The 15537-nt window shown below is 72.9% G+C and carries 19 protein-coding genes; 11 read left to right on the plus strand and 8 right to left on the minus strand.

Annotated elements, in window-relative coordinates; translation table 11 throughout:
* The first annotated feature begins 404 nt into the window (after positions 1-404).
* The gene (locus ACIPW5_RS28700) at positions 405-1064 is read left to right on the plus strand and encodes an SMI1/KNR4 family protein (protein ID WP_401250779.1); all 660 of its coding nucleotides are present in this window, start codon (positions 405-407) and stop codon (positions 1062-1064) included.
* Positions 1065-2396: 1332 nt separating this feature from the next.
* On the opposite strand, the gene ACIPW5_RS28705 is transcribed toward ACIPW5_RS28700, so the two are convergent.
* Together ACIPW5_RS28705 and ACIPW5_RS28710 are read right to left on the minus strand one after the other, a co-directional pair.
* Positions 2397-2996, minus strand: a complete 600-nt coding sequence (locus ACIPW5_RS28705; RefSeq protein ID WP_401250782.1) for a hypothetical protein — start codon at positions 2994-2996, stop codon at positions 2397-2399.
* Between the two features lie 699 nt (positions 2997-3695).
* A complete protein-coding gene (locus tag ACIPW5_RS28710; RefSeq protein ID WP_401250785.1) occupies positions 3696-4730 on the minus strand; it encodes a helix-turn-helix transcriptional regulator in 1035 nt (344 codons plus the stop codon).
* 105 nt (positions 4731-4835) lie between these two features.
* Between ACIPW5_RS28710 and ACIPW5_RS28715 the strand changes: the two genes are divergently transcribed.
* The gene (locus ACIPW5_RS28715) at positions 4836-5576 is read left to right on the plus strand and encodes an NIPSNAP family protein (protein ID WP_401250787.1); all 741 of its coding nucleotides are present in this window, start codon (positions 4836-4838) and stop codon (positions 5574-5576) included.
* Here the strand turns inward: ACIPW5_RS28715 and ACIPW5_RS28720 are convergent.
* The gene (locus ACIPW5_RS28720; protein WP_401250790.1) at positions 5562-5687 is read right to left on the minus strand and encodes a hypothetical protein; all 126 of its coding nucleotides are present in this window, start codon (positions 5685-5687) and stop codon (positions 5562-5564) included. The genes ACIPW5_RS28715 and ACIPW5_RS28720 overlap by 15 nt on opposite strands.
* A gap of 30 nt (positions 5688-5717) precedes the next feature.
* Between ACIPW5_RS28720 and ACIPW5_RS28725 the strand changes: the two genes are divergently transcribed.
* From ACIPW5_RS28725 to ACIPW5_RS28735, 3 genes are all read left to right on the plus strand, one after another.
* Complete coding sequence (locus tag ACIPW5_RS28725) at positions 5718-6065, plus strand: GntR family transcriptional regulator (RefSeq protein ID WP_401250792.1); 348 nt, start codon at positions 5718-5720, stop codon at positions 6063-6065.
* Positions 6062-7054, plus strand: coding sequence for a DUF1648 domain-containing protein (locus ACIPW5_RS28730; RefSeq protein ID WP_401250795.1), 993 nt, complete (start codon positions 6062-6064; stop codon positions 7052-7054). The genes ACIPW5_RS28725 and ACIPW5_RS28730 overlap by 4 nt, the downstream gene beginning before the upstream one ends.
* A gap of 173 nt (positions 7055-7227) precedes the next feature.
* Complete coding sequence (locus ACIPW5_RS28735) at positions 7228-7680, plus strand: pyridoxamine 5'-phosphate oxidase family protein (protein WP_401250798.1); 453 nt, start codon at positions 7228-7230, stop codon at positions 7678-7680.
* A gap of 6 nt (positions 7681-7686) precedes the next feature.
* Here the strand turns inward: ACIPW5_RS28735 and ACIPW5_RS28740 are convergent, their stop codons facing one another.
* Positions 7687-7881 carry an antitoxin gene (locus tag ACIPW5_RS28740; RefSeq protein WP_401250800.1) on the minus strand — a complete coding sequence of 65 codons (195 nt, stop codon included), beginning with the start codon at positions 7879-7881 and terminating at the stop codon, positions 7687-7689.
* A gap of 142 nt (positions 7882-8023) precedes the next feature.
* Positions 8024-8953, minus strand: coding sequence for a LysR family transcriptional regulator (locus ACIPW5_RS28745; RefSeq protein WP_401250803.1), 930 nt, complete (start codon positions 8951-8953; stop codon positions 8024-8026).
* 56 nt (positions 8954-9009) lie between these two features.
* Between ACIPW5_RS28745 and ACIPW5_RS28750 the strand changes: the two genes are divergently transcribed.
* Entirely contained in the window at positions 9010-10095 is a 1086-nt protein-coding gene (locus tag ACIPW5_RS28750; protein ID WP_401250806.1) for an alkene reductase, read from the plus strand.
* Positions 10096-10099: 4 nt separating this feature from the next.
* Here ACIPW5_RS28750 and ACIPW5_RS28755 read toward each other — a convergent pair whose 3' ends face one another.
* Entirely contained in the window at positions 10100-10945 is an 846-nt protein-coding gene (locus ACIPW5_RS28755) for an L-threonylcarbamoyladenylate synthase (protein WP_401250808.1), read from the minus strand.
* 141 nt (positions 10946-11086) lie between these two features.
* Between ACIPW5_RS28755 and ACIPW5_RS28760 the strand changes: the two genes are divergently transcribed.
* Positions 11087-11497: a VOC family protein gene (locus ACIPW5_RS28760; protein ID WP_401250811.1), complete on the plus strand. Its 411-nt coding sequence runs from the start codon at positions 11087-11089 to the stop codon at positions 11495-11497.
* Positions 11497-11763: a hypothetical protein gene (locus ACIPW5_RS28765; RefSeq protein WP_401250814.1), complete on the plus strand. Its 267-nt coding sequence runs from the start codon at positions 11497-11499 to the stop codon at positions 11761-11763. Before ACIPW5_RS28760 ends, ACIPW5_RS28765 begins: the two co-directional genes overlap by 1 nt.
* Positions 11764-11785: 22 nt before the next feature.
* Here the strand turns inward: ACIPW5_RS28765 and ACIPW5_RS28770 are convergent, their stop codons facing one another.
* Entirely contained in the window at positions 11786-12397 is a 612-nt protein-coding gene (locus tag ACIPW5_RS28770; protein ID WP_401250817.1) for an MBL fold metallo-hydrolase, read from the minus strand.
* Positions 12398-12502: 105 nt separating this feature from the next.
* Between ACIPW5_RS28770 and ACIPW5_RS28775 the strand changes: the two genes are divergently transcribed.
* On the plus strand, positions 12503-13462 hold the full coding sequence (locus ACIPW5_RS28775; RefSeq protein ID WP_401250820.1) for a GlxA family transcriptional regulator: 960 nt from the start codon (positions 12503-12505) through the stop codon (positions 13460-13462).
* Here the strand turns inward: ACIPW5_RS28775 and ACIPW5_RS28780 are convergent.
* A complete protein-coding gene (locus ACIPW5_RS28780; protein WP_401250823.1) occupies positions 13443-14390 on the minus strand; it encodes an alpha/beta fold hydrolase in 948 nt (315 codons plus the stop codon). The two genes, ACIPW5_RS28775 and ACIPW5_RS28780, sit on opposite strands and share 20 nt — an antisense overlap.
* 107 nt (positions 14391-14497) lie before the next feature.
* Here ACIPW5_RS28780 and ACIPW5_RS28785 point away from each other — a divergent pair, with 107 nt between their 5' ends.
* Both ACIPW5_RS28785 and ACIPW5_RS28790 read left to right on the plus strand, forming a co-directional pair.
* Complete coding sequence (locus tag ACIPW5_RS28785; RefSeq protein ID WP_401250826.1) at positions 14498-15112, plus strand: TetR/AcrR family transcriptional regulator; 615 nt, start codon at positions 14498-14500, stop codon at positions 15110-15112.
* A 5-nt stretch (positions 15113-15117) separates the two neighbouring features.
* Positions 15118-15525 (plus strand): LuxR C-terminal-related transcriptional regulator, encoded by a 408-nt coding sequence (locus tag ACIPW5_RS28790; protein WP_401250829.1) that lies wholly within the window; start codon positions 15118-15120, stop codon positions 15523-15525.
* The last annotated feature ends 12 nt before the right edge of the window (positions 15526-15537 follow it).

Below are 15537 nucleotides of genomic sequence, written 5' to 3' on the forward strand. Positions count from 1 at the left end.
ACGTCAGCACGGCCAATATGGCGCTAGAACCCCTGATCAGAGACGTGCACTCGACTACCCGTCACGGCAGATCCATGTTCATCGGGGTTAACAGGATTTCGACCTGCGCAGCAGGCGAGCCCCATGGGAGGCACTCCGGTTCCCGGAGCGTGCTGGTGGGATGGAGCTCAGGGCGGGCTGCCTCCGGCATCTGGCGGCGGCAAGACCTGCCGGTTGACGGTGCCGCCCAGTCCCACGCCCCAGGCCGTTCGGCAGGACCACTACGCCCTGCCGCGCACAAACGATGCTCCAGCCAATCCACTCGACCTGCCTGCGTGGGAACGCCCCCGGGGACTGGCAACGTGCCGATAGGGCGTGGAAAATCCTGTGCCGGGACTGTGCGCGCCTCACTAGCGTGTGTCCCCATGAGCCGGGACATGTGGACGGGAGTTCGCAAGCGGGTGCTCCAGCTTGCCGAGCGCCCCGGTGCGGAGAAGATCTTCGGAGCACGAGGGCACGGGTTTCGCCTCGGTCCGGTCATGAGCGAGGGGCAGCTCCGGGCGCTGGAGGCAGACCTGGGCATTGACCTGCCTGCGCAGTATCGGGGTTTCCTCCTCCACGTCGCAGGAGGGGGAGCCGGCCCCGACTACGGCCTGATGACGCCGACCTTGGGCAACGCGGGGTGGCAGTGGCTCGGCACCGGACTTGCCTTCTCTGCACAGCCGACCACCGCCGAGTTCGCCGGACGGCCCTTTGCAGCGGAGGAGCTGAGGAGTGAGCTAGAAGCTCTTGAGGCACAGGAGCCCACTTCAGACGCCTTTACGGCCGACGAAGAGTTCCGTCGTGCGCATGTGGCCTGGGATGCGCGCTACGAGGAGCTGTATGACGCACAGGAAGCGGGGGCTGTGTACCTGAGTGACCAGGGATGCGGCTATGCGTCACTGATCGTCATGACGGGCCCGCACCGAGGTGCCATCTGGGAGGATCTGAGGCCAGCAGATCGAGGGATCGAGCCGACCGGACACGATTTCTCGCACTGGTACCTGAGTTGGCTCGACCGCACCGAGCAACAGCTCGAGACCTAACTGGGTGAGGACGATGCAGTACTGCGAACGCCACGAAATGCACAACTGCGCAGACTGCGATCCCCACGCACCGCGCAGCAGCGCGCCAACCAGCGAATGGGACGGCTGGCCAGCGGCTGCGATCATCATCCATGGCAGCGGTAAGGCCCACCTTCCTGGCTGCATGCACATCGTCCCGGCCGACATCCAGCCACCCCGCTATGGCTGGGTCCCCGCCCCGTCCCCCGGGGCATGGCGCCGCCTCGCGCCCTCCAACCCGCTCCGCGCCACCCAGGGCAACACCGAACGGATGGCTGTGAGCCGCTGCGAGAGCTGCGACGCGACGCAATAGGGACGCTTGATCCCGCGCCGCCGTGTCCCTGTACACGCATGCTCCCGCCTGCCTCTTGGGGGTGCAGCTGGATCTCGTCCGCTCCGGCCCCGAAGAGATCTCTCGTAGCCAGGACAGGCTCAGCCCGCGTCGGGCAGGATCGGATGGGTTCGCCAGACATCTCGCCAAAGGGGTCACTTCCTTGAACGCGTCCACGGTCCAGAACGCCCGCCGCTTGGTCGCCCTCTTGGCCACAGAAGACCCTGAGATGTCTGTGCGTGAGCTGCTCGAGCGCATCGACGAGTTGGCCGCAGGCATCAGCTCGGCCACGGAGCGGTCGGAGTGTCGCAACTGTAGGAAGCCCATCGAGCTGGGGCCTGGCGAAGACAATTGGGTGCATTGCAACCCTGCCCGCAACCGGGGCTGCAGGGCAGCGTCCTTTGACTACGACGCCGAGTCCGCGTGGGATGATTCTCTAGCCCGCTCCTGGAAGGCCCAGCCTTCGGCCTGAAGTGCGGCCAGCGAGGGTAACGGCTTGCGGGTGCCAATCCCTGCTTAGAGCGGCCTACCAACCAAGCCCATTCGCGGTTGGTCCAGGCAGCTCGCGCCTTTCCGCAGCAGCACAGCGATGGCGTGCCCCAACCGTGCCCTTGAGAGCGGTCAACAGCGGTCAGACCCGGATCCCAAACCGCCTCCGCGAAGCGCTCATCGGAACCTGTCTACGCAGGTCAGAGATGGTCTGAACACGTTCCGCGCAGTAGATTCCCAAGCCTATAGCGCGGGTTTGATTCCCGTCATCCGCTCCACAACAAAGCCCCAGGTCAGCGGCCTGGGGCTTTGTCGTGTACAGACCCGCCCACCCTCGGCGGGTCTCTTCGTAACTTCGCTCCTGCGGATGCCCTAAGGCCTGGCCATCCGGCCGGCTCGTACGCACGGTTCGGAGTCGCCGCCGGTCCCGGGGCCCGAACACGGTCGCCATCAGCTACCCCTGCGACCTGTACGACAACGAAGGGCGTACACGCTCAGATTGCGGGGAGCGGGAGCCTCAGCCGGATCGGGGGACCCTCACGGGTCGGATCGTCCAGGACGACGACAACGGCGTTCGGTCGGCGGTCCGTGGTGACGGCGACGGCACGGTACTCGTCGAAGTGCGGGGGTGTGCCGCTTCCTCCGCCGGAAACTTCCTCGGGGTCCTCCGTGTCAGGACTGTGCTCGAAGAGAAGCCTCAGAGGCTGCTGCGGCCAGGGGTCGGGGAAGTCAGGGGCGCCCGGGCGTCGCGCGGCGTGGGCGGTGACGTGGCAGCCTTGGGGTGATGACACGACCCCGCCGTGCCGAACGGTCCACTCGGTGTCCTCGTGCACGACGGCCCCCGGGAGCAGGAGTCGCAGGAAGGCGCCCGGTTTGACGTCAGGTTCGGTGAGCCGGTTGAGCGCGTACTGTTCGCCCCGGTCGGGAAGCAGGAGGCAGGCGTCGACTCCGGGGGCGTCCGGGAGGATGAGCTGGGACAGGCGGGCCCGAGGTGGGCCAAGGAGGGTCAGCTCGTCGGCCGCGATCGGGGCCGTGTCCGGGCCGGGTACGAAGCAGACGGGGTCCGGCGCCCGGTCAGGATCGGCGGCGACCACGGATCCGACGAGAAGTTCCGTTCCTGAGGTCGTCCGCTCGGCAAACAACCAGACAGCGCCGTCCGCTCCGTCCGCCGGCGGCCGGAGCCACCCCAGCCCCTCAGGCGTGGGCGTCGTCAATTCGAGCACCCCAGCTTCGCCGGAGATGACTTGCCGTCACCGTGAAAGACGCCGTTCTGGACGTAGGCCCTTGCCTCCGTCACGTACCACCGGGCAGCGGAACTCCTCTTGCACGGCATGGCGAACCAGGTTCGAGAGACCCGCCAGTTGTCCTCCTTGCGGTCGCTTCGACGCCAGACGGTCACCTCACGGTCCACACATCGCTCGCAAGCCCGGCTCAGGAGGTGATGGTTCCGCGTAGGCGGTCCCACTCAGGGACGAGAAGAGCAGGGCTGTGGCGGCGAAGGCCGAAACGCGTCGCATAGACAGTGCGTCCTCATCATCGAGAAGCCGGTGCCCGGACCATAGCGTCCTTTTCAGAATGAAAGGGCTGGATAGTACCCGAATGGCCCTGCATACGGCGCCTGCCACCTCGGCAGGACCGTGCCAGTAGGGGCGGTAGCCGACGGTCAACAGGGTCGGCCAGGGCCAAGTACCGCGTGATTCCCACGCTTATGACGCGGGTTCGATTCCCGCCATCCGCTCCACAGCAAAGCCCCAGGTCGTCAGCGGGGACGAGGACGGCGAGGACCCGTTTCTTCATTTCGGGCTGATTCCTTGCTTGTTGACGGTCTCGGTGCAGCAGCCGGCGGCCGGTCGGCCGAGCCCGTAGGTTCGGGCGAGGGCGGTCACGGCGTCGGTCATGGCCCGGCGGAGTTCCTCCGGTGCGACGACCTCGACGTCGGCGCCGAGCCGAAGGAGTTCTCCGCAGGCGTGGCCGGTGCTCTCGGTCGGGATGACGGCCTCGGTCCAGCCGTCGTCGCCGACCGGGGCCGCGGTGGCCTCGAACGCCCGCAGCACCTCGGCGGGGACGTTGTCCGCCAGCCGCTCACGCCCTCTCGGGGAGACCCGGACGGTGGCGGTGCCCGTATGGCGCCGCGCCCGGAAGTCGGCCAGGTGGAACGCCCAGTACTCGCGCAGGACGAAGTCCTCCGGCCTGTCGAAGTGTTCGTCCGTCACCACCGCGTCGAGGACCTGCGCGATCCGGAAGGTGGCGGCCCGGCCGTTGACCCCGGCCACGAGGTACCAGGTGCCCGACTTGAGCACCAGACCGTAGGGACGCAGCCGCCGGTCCACCTCCTGCGGTTCGCGCCAGCGGCGGTAGCGCACGTCCACCGCACGCCGGCTGAGCACCGCGTCCACGAGCAGGGGCAGGAACGGAGTCGCATCGGCCTCCTGGTACCAGCCGGGAGCGTCCAGGTGGAAGACCGCGTCGGTGCGCGTCGCCTCCTCGCGGAGGGCGGCCGGCAGGGCGGCCAGCAACTTCAGCCTCGCGGCCGCCACTTCCGCGGCCAGGCCCAGGTCCGCGGCGGGCGCGGGCAGCCCGGCGAGGAACAGCACCCTGGCCTCGCGCTCGCTCAGCCCGGTGAGGTGGGTGCGGTAGCCGTCGAGCAGCCGGTAGCCGCCGGTGCGGCCCTGCTCGGCGTAGACGGGGACCCCGGACGCCTGCAGGCGGTCGAGATCTCGGTAGGCGGTGCGCACGGAGACCCCCAGCTCATCGGCGAGCCGTCGGGCCGACATGCGGCCGCGGGTCTGGAGCAACAGCAGCATCGACAGCAACCGGTCGGCGGACATACGAGGATTCTGCTCCGAAACACTGCCAGGTCCTGGCACACATGGGCCCTAGCGTCGGGGCGGGCCGGCCCACCCGGGCCGGAGAACACGAACGAGGAGTCCGCCGTGCCCGCAACCGACCCCGTCGGCCACCCTGCCGTGATCGAGCTCCGCCAGTACACCCTGCGCCCCGGACGCCGCGACGAACTCGTCGAGCTGTTCGACCGGGAGTTCCTCGAAACGCAGGAAGCGACCGGGATGACCGTCCTCGGCCAGTTCCGGGACCTCGACGATCCGGACCGCTTCGTCTGGCTGCGCGGCTTCGCGGACATGGAGTCGCGACGGGAGGCCCTGTCGGCCTTCTACGGCGGACCCGTGTGGAGCGCGCACGGTCCCCGGGACAACGCCACGATGCTCGATTCCGACGATGTCCTGCTGCTGCGACCGCTGCCGGCCCGGAGCGGCTTCGCGGTCTCCCCGTCCGAACGGCCGCGGGAAGGCGCCGCGGCACCGGACCGCTTCGTGGCCGCCGCCCTGTGGCACTTCCCGCCGGGCGACCAGGACGGCGCCGCGCTGATCCACGACGGTCTCGTCCCCGTGCTGCGGGAGACGGGGCCCGCGCCCCTCGCGGTACTCGCCACCGAGCCCGCGTCCAACACCTTCCCCCGGCTCCCGGTGCGCACCGGGGAGAACGTCGTCGCGGTGTTCACCTCGTACCCGGACGAGAGCGCCCACCAGCGCCACCTCGCCCGCGCACTGGGCGGTCCCTTCGTCAGGGACGAAGTCCTTCCGAAGATCGAGGCGGCGCAGACCGCGGCTCCCCGGCTCCTCCGGCTGGCGCCGACCGCCCGCTCACTCGTCCGCTGAGGGACGGACCGTACGCGCCGGGGCGGGGACGGCCGGGGTCGTGGTGAGCCGCGCGGCGAGGACGGATCCGAGGACAGCTCCGAGGACGGCGACGCCGATGAGGGACGGCATCACGCCGATGGTGCTAGCCTCAGTAGCACCATGCTGCTGAGACTGGACGCCCACGACGGCCGCCCCCTCCACGAACAGGTGGCGGGGGCGATCCGCCGGGCCGTCGCCGAGGGGGAATGCGCCCCGGGAGACCGGCTGCCGCCCGCGCGGGACCTGTCCCGGGCGCTGGGCGTGAACGCGAACACCGTCCTGCGCGGCCTGCGCGCCCTGCGCGACGAGGGCGTGCTGGAGTTCCGGCGCGGGCGGGGCGTCACCGTCGCCGAGGGGGTCGATGGACGGGCGCAACTGCTGGAGCGGGTGCGGCAGTTGGTGGACGACGCGGCGCACCTCGGGTACGGCAGGGACGATCTCGCCGAGATGATCAGGGGGCTTTCGTGACCGACCTCGTGAACACGGAGAAGGGCGCCGCCCGGTGGGGGACGGCGGTGTGGACGGCCGGGGTGGCGGCGGTCCTGGCCGCGCTCCCGCCGGCCGCGGGTGGGCGGCTGCCGGACCGGCTCGCCACGCACTGGAGCGGCTCGGCTCCGGACGGCTCGATGCCGCTGTGGGCGGCCGCTCTGGTCCCGGCGGCGGTCTGGGTCGTCCTGGCGGCGGCCGTGGTCCTCGGCGGGCGGCGGGCCGGCTCCTCCTCGGCATCCTGGGTGGGCGCGTCGCTGTCGGCCGGCGGGGTGTTCCTGGCGGGTGCCCAGGTGTCGGTCGTGCGGGCCAACCTTGACCTGGCCGACTGGCGGGACGCCCGGTCGACCGGCGCGGGAATGCTGGTCACGGCCGTGGCGGCCGGGGCGGCGGGCGCGCTCGGATGGCTGGCCGGCCGACGGGCCGTGATGCCCGCCGGACCGGACCGGACGGGCGGCGGCGGCGAGGTCATGGAGATCCCGGCCGGTGAGCGCCTGGTCTGGCTCTCCCGCCTGTCGAACCCCTGGCTCCACCTCCTCGGGGCGGTCACCGGCCTGGTGGCCCTGGCCGGTGCCCTGGCGGCCGCGGGCGGTCTGGTCGGCGGCGGGGTGGCGTGGGCGTGGTGCACCCCGTTCGCGTTCGCCTCGCTCGGCCTGTTCGCCTTCGCCTCGGTGCAGGCCCGCGTGTCGGAGGCCGGGCTGGAGGTGGCCTTCGGGCCGCTGGGCCGGCCGGCCCGCCGGTGGGCGGCCGCGGACATCGTCTCGGCGCGCGTGGAGGACCGCAGGCCGGCCCAGGTGGGCGGCTGGGGCTACCGGCTCGGCGGGCTCGGCACCACCGTCATGCTGCGCTCCGGCCCCTGTCTGGTCGTCCGGCCCCGCAAGGGCGCGGAGTTCGCCGTGAGCATCGACGACGCCGCACGCGGCGCCGCCCTCCTCAACGCCCTGGCCGAGCGGCGGCAGCCGCAGGCGTGAGCCGGGCCCCCGCCGCCCGGCCGGTCACGGCGCGCCCGCCCCGCGCAGCGGCCGCGGGGACCGATGCCGGCGCCGGCCGCCCGCGCCTGTTCCGGCTCTCCGCGGACGCCGTGCCGGCGCCGGGCACCGTACGCTGAACCCGCCCTGAACCGAGCCGACTTGACGGAGGAACCATGACGACCGCGCCGCCGCGCGACCTCGACGAGAGGCTGCTCGACACCCGCAAGCGCTTCGAGGAGGACGTCGACCTCTGGCTCGCGTCCTCGGGCGGACCCGGCGGCGCCCACCTGGTCCCGCTGTCGTTCCTGTGGGACGGGACCGCGTTCCTCGTCTCGACCCCCCGCGCCTCGGCGACCGGCCGCAACCTGCTGGCCGACGGCCGGGTGCGGCTCGGCATCGGGCCGACCCGTGACCTCGTCATGGTCGACGGGACCGCCGAGCCCGTGGAACTCGCCGGCCTCCCCCCGGGGACCGGCGAGACGTTCGCGGCCAAGACCGGCTTCGACCCGCGCGACCTCGACGCCTACCAGTACTTCCTGATCCGGCCGCAGCGCGTCCAGGCCTGGCGGGAGGCGAACGAGCTGCGCGGCCGCGACCTCATGCGCGACGGCCGCTGGCTCGCCTGACGGAGGTCAGCCCTGCGGCGGGTTCTCGCGGGGCTTGTCGGTCCCCAGCTGCTCGTTGATCTTCTGCTGGGCCATGTCGACCTGGCTCTGGTACTTGTTGCCGGTCTTCGCGTCGAAGGCGTCGCCCGCCTTCTCGACCCCCTGGCTCACCGTGTCCTCGTGGCCCTTCAGCATTCCCTTGAGCTTGTCGAGCATCGACATGGGTTCCTCCTCGCGGACGCCGGCGCGCCCGTAGCGCGCCCGGCACCACCAGCATCCGCGCCTTCGCCGCGGCCCGCACCCCGGACGCCGGGGACCCGCCCCGGACCGGCGGGGACCCGCCCCGGACCGGCCGGGACGGGCGTCACGGCAGGTCGGGGCCCGCGACCTCGCAGGCCGTGTCCGTGAAGGCGCGCACCCGGGCGCTCTCGCCGGCCGTCGGCCAGAAGAAGCCGTAGTCGACGGGCGGGGCGTCGCTGAAGGGGATCCAGGCCACGTCGGGCCGCGCGTAGTAGCGCTCCGCCGACTCGCTGGCGGGCGAGACGCCCTTGCCCCGGCCGATCAGGCTCAGCAGCTCCGTCCAGTACGTGACCGCGGGCGCGTGCCGGACGGGCCGGCCCAGCGGCGTGTGCCGGGGGTAGTGGTGGTCCAGCCAGTGCCGCGGTACGGCCTCCCCCGCAACCGCGAGGAGCTGCGCCTCCGCGAGGTCCTCCAGGGACACCGACGCGCGCCGCGCGAAGGGGTGGCCGGCCGGGACCATCAGCACGCGGCGCTCGCGGCGCAGCAGCGGTCCGAGGGTGAGGTCCGCCTCCTCCACCGGCAGTTCGCTGACCTGGAGGTGCACCCGGCCGCTGCGCATCGGACCGAACGGGTCGGAGAGCTGGACCTCGTGGATCTCGACCTCGCAGTCCGGGTAGCGGGAGCGGAACCGGTCTCCGGCCTTCAGGAGCACCTCGGCGACCATGGGGCTGGAGTAGCCGACGCGCAGCATGCCCGTGAAGCCCCGGCCCGCGGCCGTGGCCCGGTCGACGGCCCGCCGCAGCTGCTCCCGGACGGGCAGCAGGTCGTCGCGCAGCTGGCGTCCCACCGGGGTCAGGGCGACGCGGCGGCTGGTCCGTTCGAACAGCGCGACGCCGATGCGGCGCTCCAGCTTCTTGATGGTCTGGCTGACCCGCCCCTGGGCCAGCCCGAGCCGCTCGGAGGTGCGCCGGAAGTGCAACTCCTCGGCCAGCGTGAGGAACGCCTCGATCTCGTGCCGTTCCAGAGCGGGCCTCCATCGGTGAGTTCCGGTCACCGATCGTAGATCAGATCGGCCTTGTTCGGCCCTCGGGACCGTTCGAAAGTGGGTCCATGACCAGCGTCTTCGACACCGCCCGCATCGGTGCCCTGAGCCTGCCCAACCGCCTGGTGATGGCGCCGATGACCCGCAACCGCGCCGCCGCCGACGGCGTGCCCACCCCCCTGATGGCCACCTACTACGCGCAGCGCGCCTCGGCGGGGCTGATCATCGCCGAGGCCTCCACGCCGAACGCGGTGGGCCAGACGTACCCGAACATCTCCGCGATCCACAACGACGCGCACGTGGCCGGCTGGCGGCGCGTCACGGAGGCCGTGGCCGCCGCCGGCGGGCGGATGTTCCTCCAGCTCCAGCACGGCGGCCGGATCGGCCACCCCGACAACAGCGGCGGCCTGTCGCCCGTCGCGCCCTCACCGGTCCCGCTGCCCGGCACGGTCTTCACCCCGGGCGGGCACCGGCCCGCCGTGGTGCCCCGGGAGATGACCGCCGCCGAGATCCGCTCCACCGTGGCCGACTTCGCCGCCGCCGCGCGCCGGGCGCTGGACGCCGGGTTCGCCGGGGTGGAGGTCCACGGCGGCAACGGCTACCTGCTCCACCAGTTCCTGGCCTCCGGGACCAACCACCGCACCGACGGCTACGGCGGCCCGGTGGCGGGCCGCACCCGCTTCGTGCGCGAGGTGGTCGAGGCCGTCGCCGACGCGGTCGGACCGGACCGGGTGGGCCTGCGCATCGCCCCCGGGGTCACGGCCAACGGCATGCACGAGGAAGACCCGGAGGAGGTGTACCCGGCGCTCGTCGACGCCCTCTCCGGCACGGGCCTGGCCTATCTCCACGTCGTCTTCGCCGACCCGGACGAGCCGCTCTTCCAGCGCCTCCGCAAGCAGTGGGAGGGCACGCTGATCGCCAACCCGGCGCTGCCGTGGCCCGGTCCGCTGCCCGCCGACGGCGGCCGCGGCGCAGCCGAACGGCTGCTGGCCGCGGGCGCCGACCTGGTCTCCCTCGGCCGGGCCTTCCTCGCCAACCCCGACCTGGTGGAGCGGCTGCGCACCGGCGCCGCCCTCAATCCCCTGCGGGAGGAGGGGCTGATGTACGTGGGCGGGGCGGACGGCTACACCGACTACCCCGCGCTCGCGGCCTGACCCGTCAGTCCGCGTACGTACGGGAGTGCAGGCGGCGGGCCGCCCGCGGTGACGGGACCAGGGCGAAGCCGTGGTTGGCCGCGATGGCCCGGGTGTGGTCCGCCGAGAGGGAGCCGTGCCGTTCCAGGGTGAGGACGGGGAGGCCCGAGCGGCTGCGCCCGGGCGCGTGGTGGAAGGACAGCACCGTGGTCGACATCGGGGCGTGGTGCGGGTGGCGCCGGCGGGCCGCGGGCTCGTCGTCGTGGACGAGGATCCGGACGTCCTCCTCGTGGCCGAAGTCGGCGATCACGCCCTCGGCCCGCCAGTGGGCCGGTTCATGCTCCGCGCCGGTCAGGTGCCGGGAGCGGTTCACCGAGGTGATGGAGAGCAGGGCGTCGCCGGTGCGGTCCAGGGCCTCGGCGAGGAAGCCGTTGGACGGGCAGCGGTAGCCCGGCCCGATGAGCTGCACGGTCGTGACCCCGTCCTGGACGGCCGTCAGGTGCCGCGGCACCCGGGCCGCGGCCGGCCCGCGGAAGCCGAACGGGCCGAGCAGGAACAGCTCTTCGACGAGCTGGCGCAGCTGCCGGCGCGGCAGGGCCGGGGGCAGCCGGTTCCAGTCGAACAGCGACGGGACCCGCTCCGGGACGGTGGTGACGCTGCCGATCTGCCCCTCGGGCCGGCCCTTCAGCCGGTTGACCCGCTCGACGGCGGCCCGGTCGGCGCGCGCGGTGACGGCGTAGAAGTTCCCGAACCCGTGGGCCACCGCGCAGCCTTCCGCGAGCGCGCCCGCGGCCGCCCGTACGTCCTCGGCGTCGTCCAGGACCAGATGCCGCCCGCTCGTCCTCGTCCGCTGTCCGTTCAGTCCGTTCACTGCCGGCCTCCGAAATGATCTTTTTGGAAGGCCAACGACGGGACTCCCGAGTCGTCACCCCCGGGAACGGGGAGGGAGCCGGCCGGGAACCGGTCAGGATTCGAGAAGCGCCCGCCGGGGGCCGCACCTAACGTGGCGGACATGGACATCACCATTCACACCACGGCCCTCCCGCACGACGACCCGGACGCCTCGGTGGCCTTCTACCGCGACGTCCTCGGCTTCGAGGTCCGCAGCGACGTCGGCCAGGGCAGGATGCGCTGGATCACCGTCGGCCCCGCCGGCCAGCCCGGTACGTCGATCCTGCTGGCACCGCCGGCCGTCGACCCCGGCATCACCGAGGACGAGCGCCGCACCATCCTCGAAATGATGGCCAAGGGCACCTACGGCTGGATCCTGCTGGCCACCCCGGACGTGGACGACGTCTTCGAGAAGGTCCAGGCCACCGACGCCGAGGTGGTCCAGGAGCCGACCGACCAGCCGTACGGCGTGCGCGACTGCGCCTTCCGCGACCCGGCGGGCAACCTGGTCCGGATCCAGGAACTGCGCTGATGTGCCGTCCCGGGTGGGCGCGCGCGCTCACCGAGGCGCAGCACCTGAAGGGGCTCGTCCGGCTGCGCCGGGTGCGCGACCGGATCGACCGGGAGTACGCGCGGCCGCTGGACGTCCTGGCCCTCGCGCGGGCCGTGGGGATGCCGGCCGGGCAGCTCGGCCGCGAGTTCCGGATCGCCTACGGCGGATCCCCGTACGCCTACGTCACCGCGCGCCGCGCGGCCGTGCGCGCCGTGGCCGCGCGGGCGGCGGCCGCCGCCGGCTGATCCGCGGGACACCGCCCCCCTCCTACAGGGGTGCGGTGTCGTCCGCCGGGAAGGCGGGGCCGTGGCCGGGGACGATCACGTCCGCGGCGGCGAGCACCCGCTCCCGGGAGGCCCGCAGGACGCCGTGGTCCGGGGCGACCGGGTCGTCGACCGGGCCGTTGGGGCGCCACCACAGGTCGCCCACGAAGGCGACGACGCCCTCGTCCGTGCCGGCCAGCAGCGTGATGTCCTCGCGGCTGTGGCCGGGGGTGCGGATCAGCCGGAGCGAGGGGCTCAGTTCGTGGCCCTCGGCGTCGCGGTCGGTCCACTGGTCGTTCTCGTAGATCGCCTTGTGGTCGTGGACGCGGGCGTGGCCGAAGAGGCCGACGTTCATGGTGTTGTCGGGGTGGTGGTGGCTGAGCACCACGTCGGTGATGTCGTCGGGGCCGAGCCCCAGCTCCGCGAGCGGGCCGAGGATCCGGTCGCGGCCGGCCACCATGCCGGGGTCGACGATCACGTGGCGGTCGCCGTCGCCGACGTAGGAGACGGTGGCGGCCACCCCGGGGCCGGTGGAGAGGGTGTAGCCGGTGGTCAGGATGCGGAAGCGGGCGGTGGCGCCGAGCGGCGTGTCCGTCGTGTTCATCGTGTTCGTCATGTCCCCAAGTCTTCGCCCTGGCGGGCCCCTTCACGAGTGGCCGCACTGCCACTGATCGCGGGATTCGTGCCACCGGTCCGGCCGGCCGCGTGCCAGACTGCGCGCATGCCGCCCTTCGTGTCCGTCGCCGCGTACGCCCCTCCCGGGGTCGGGATGCTCGGGGCGGGGATCGTCTCCGAGGTGTTCGACGAGCGCGGGCAGGGCCTGCCCCGCTTCGACTTCGCCCTCTGCACGGACCGGCCCGGGGCGGTGCGCAGCGACGTCGGGCTGCCGCTGACGGTGGAGCACGGCCTGGACCGGCTGGCCTCCGCCGACCTGGTGATCGCCCTGCCCTGGGCGGAGTTCCGCACGCCGCCGCCCGCACCGGTGCTGGCGGCGCTGGCCGCCGCGCACGGGCGGGGCGCGCTGGTGGCGGCGCACTGCGTGGGGGCGTTCGCGCTGGCGGCGGCCGGGCTGCTGGACGGGCGCCGGGCCACCACCCACTGGCGGTTCGCCGGCCTGCTGGCCGAGCGCCATCCGCAGGTCCGCGTCGAGCCGGACTCCCTGTACGTGGACGAGGGGGCGGTGGTCACGGGCGCGGGTGCCGCCGCGGGCTTCGACCTGTGCCTGCACCTGCTGCGGCGGGAGTACGGGGCCGCCACGGCCAACGCCATCGCCCGGGACCTGGTGCTGCCCTCCCACCGCGACGGCGGGCAGGCCCAGTACCTGGCGACGCCGGTGCCGGAGGACTGCCGGGACGAGAAACTGGCCGAGGTGCTGGCCTGGGCCCGGGAGCACCTGCACGAGCCGCTGCCGGTGGCGGAGCTGGCCCGGCGGGCGCTGATGAGCCGGCGTTCCTTCGCCCGCCGCTTCGCGGCCTCGACCGGCACCACCCCGCACGCCTGGGTGCTGGGGCTGCGGATCAGCCGTGCCGAGGAACTGCTGGAGACCACCGACCTGCCGGTCGAGGAGATCGCCCGGCTGGTCGGCTTCGGCAGTGCGGCGGTGCTGCGGGAGCAGTTCGTCCGGCGGCGCGGGGTGCCGCCGCGCTCGTACCGCAGGGCGTTCAGCCGCGCCCCGCGCTGAGCGAGTCGACGTCCTCCATGAAGGAGAGCATCCGGGCGTTGACCACGTCGGGGTGGTCGATCTGCGGGCCGTGCCCGGTCGCGGAGACGATCTCGGCGCGTGCTCCGGGCACCAGCCTGGGGACGCGCTCCAGCTGCCGCTTCGGGTGCACGAGCAGGCTGTGCTTGCCCATGATCACGTAGAGCGGGGTCCGGATGGTCCGCAGCTCGTCCTCGCTCAGCGGCAGCGGGGCGGGGCGGCGGATCCGGTAGGCGCGGGCGCCCAGCTGGATCCACGCGCGCATCTCCGGGACGGCGAGGACGGGCTGGTCCAGCCACGTGGCGAACCGGGGGCGCAGCGCCTTGGGGGCGAAGGTGGCGAAGAGGCTGACGAAGACCCAGGCGAAGAAGCGCAGGCCGACCTTCTCCAGCCCGCCGGGGTCGAGGGCGGTGACGGAGGCGAGCCGTCCGGGCCGCAGGTGGGCCTGGTTGAGCACGAGCCAGCCGCCGTAGGAGGAGCCGACGAGGTGGACCCGGTCCAGGCCGAGCGCGTCGAGGGCCTCGTCCATCCACTGCGCGGCGCGCTCCGGCTGCCACATGGGCTCGCGGTGGACGCTGCGGTTGGCGTCGCCGGGGGTGTCGAGGGCGTAGACGGGCCGGTCGAGGCTGAGCCCGGGGGTGTTGGGGTACCACATCGCCGAGCCGTAGCCCGCGCCGTGGATCAGGACGATCGGGGTGCGGTCCTCGGCGGCGGGGTCCGTGGGGCCGTACCGGTAGACGTGGGTGGTGCCGAAGCTGGTCTCCACGTCCGCCTCGGAGCGGGCGGGCGCCCCCATCGCGAAGAGCACGTCGGCGGCGGCGAGGTAGCGGTCGCGCAGGGTGTCGTTGACGTAGCGGCCGACATCGCGGCGTACGCGGGGCGTGCTCTGGGTCACGGCGGTCTCGGGCACGGCGGCACCTCCTGGGAAGATCCGTTCTTCGTGATACGAACGTACCATGTTGTTGGTACGGCGGTACCATCAAGAGGGCGCGGAACGACGGACGGAGACACGAGGACATGCCGAAGCGCGTTGACCACGAGGAACGGCGCGGGCAGATCGCCGAGGCGCTCGTCCGGGTCGCCGGACGGCGCGGACTGCACGCCGTCGGCATGCGCGACGTCGCCGCCGAGGCCGGGGTCTCGCTCCGGCTCGTGCAGTACTACTTCGAGACCAAGGAGAAGCTGCTCCTCTACGGGCTCCAGCACCTCACCGACCGCTTCACCGCCCGGGTCGGCGCCCGCCTCGCCGCCGCCGGCCCCGCCCCGGGCCCGCGCGCCACGGCCGAGGCGCTGCTGCTGGCCTCCCTGCCCACGGACGAGGAGAGCCGCACCTTCCACCTGCTCTACAGCTCGTACGCGATCCTGTCCGTCACCGACGAGGCGCTGGCGGCACAGCCGTTCATCGACAACCCCGACGCCGCCGAGGACGCCCTGGCCGGACTGCTCGCACAGGCCCGGGAGGCGGGCCTGACCGGCCCGGACGTCGACCCGCGCACGGAGGCCATCGGCCTGCTGGCCATGGCCGGCACCCTGGGCACCAGCATCCTGGTCGGCCAACGTGGGCCCGACGCGGCCGTGGCGGTGCTGCGCCACCACCTGGACCGGATCTTCACCGCACAGCCGCCCGCCTAGGAGCTGTGACGCCGCCCCGCCCGGAGGCCGACCGGGGCGTCCGGATGCGGACGGTCTACCTCGACAGCGTCCGCAACGACGCCGTGACCAGCGAGTACGCGGAATGGCTCACCGGCCTGGGCGGCGAGGTGCGCACCGTCCCGGTGCTGCCCCTGCGGATGCTGCACTTCGACCGGAGGACCGTCATCGTGGGCGCGCGCCCGGACCGCGACCGCGACGACGGCGGCCTGACCCGGCAGGAGCGGGAGCTGCTGAAGCTGCTGGGCTCCGGCCTCACCGACGAGGCCGCGGGCCGCCAACTGGGGCTGTCCCTGCGGACGGTGCGCCGGATGATGGCCGAACTGATGAAGCGCCTCGGTGCGGGCAGCCGCTTCGAGGCGGGCCTGCGGGCCGCGCAGCGCGGCTGGATCTGACGGCGTCGTACG

Origin of the sequence: Streptomyces sp. NPDC090077 (genome assembly GCF_044747545.1) — a bacterium.
In the GTDB taxonomy this organism is placed as follows: Bacteria; Actinomycetota; Actinomycetes; order Streptomycetales; family Streptomycetaceae; genus Streptomyces.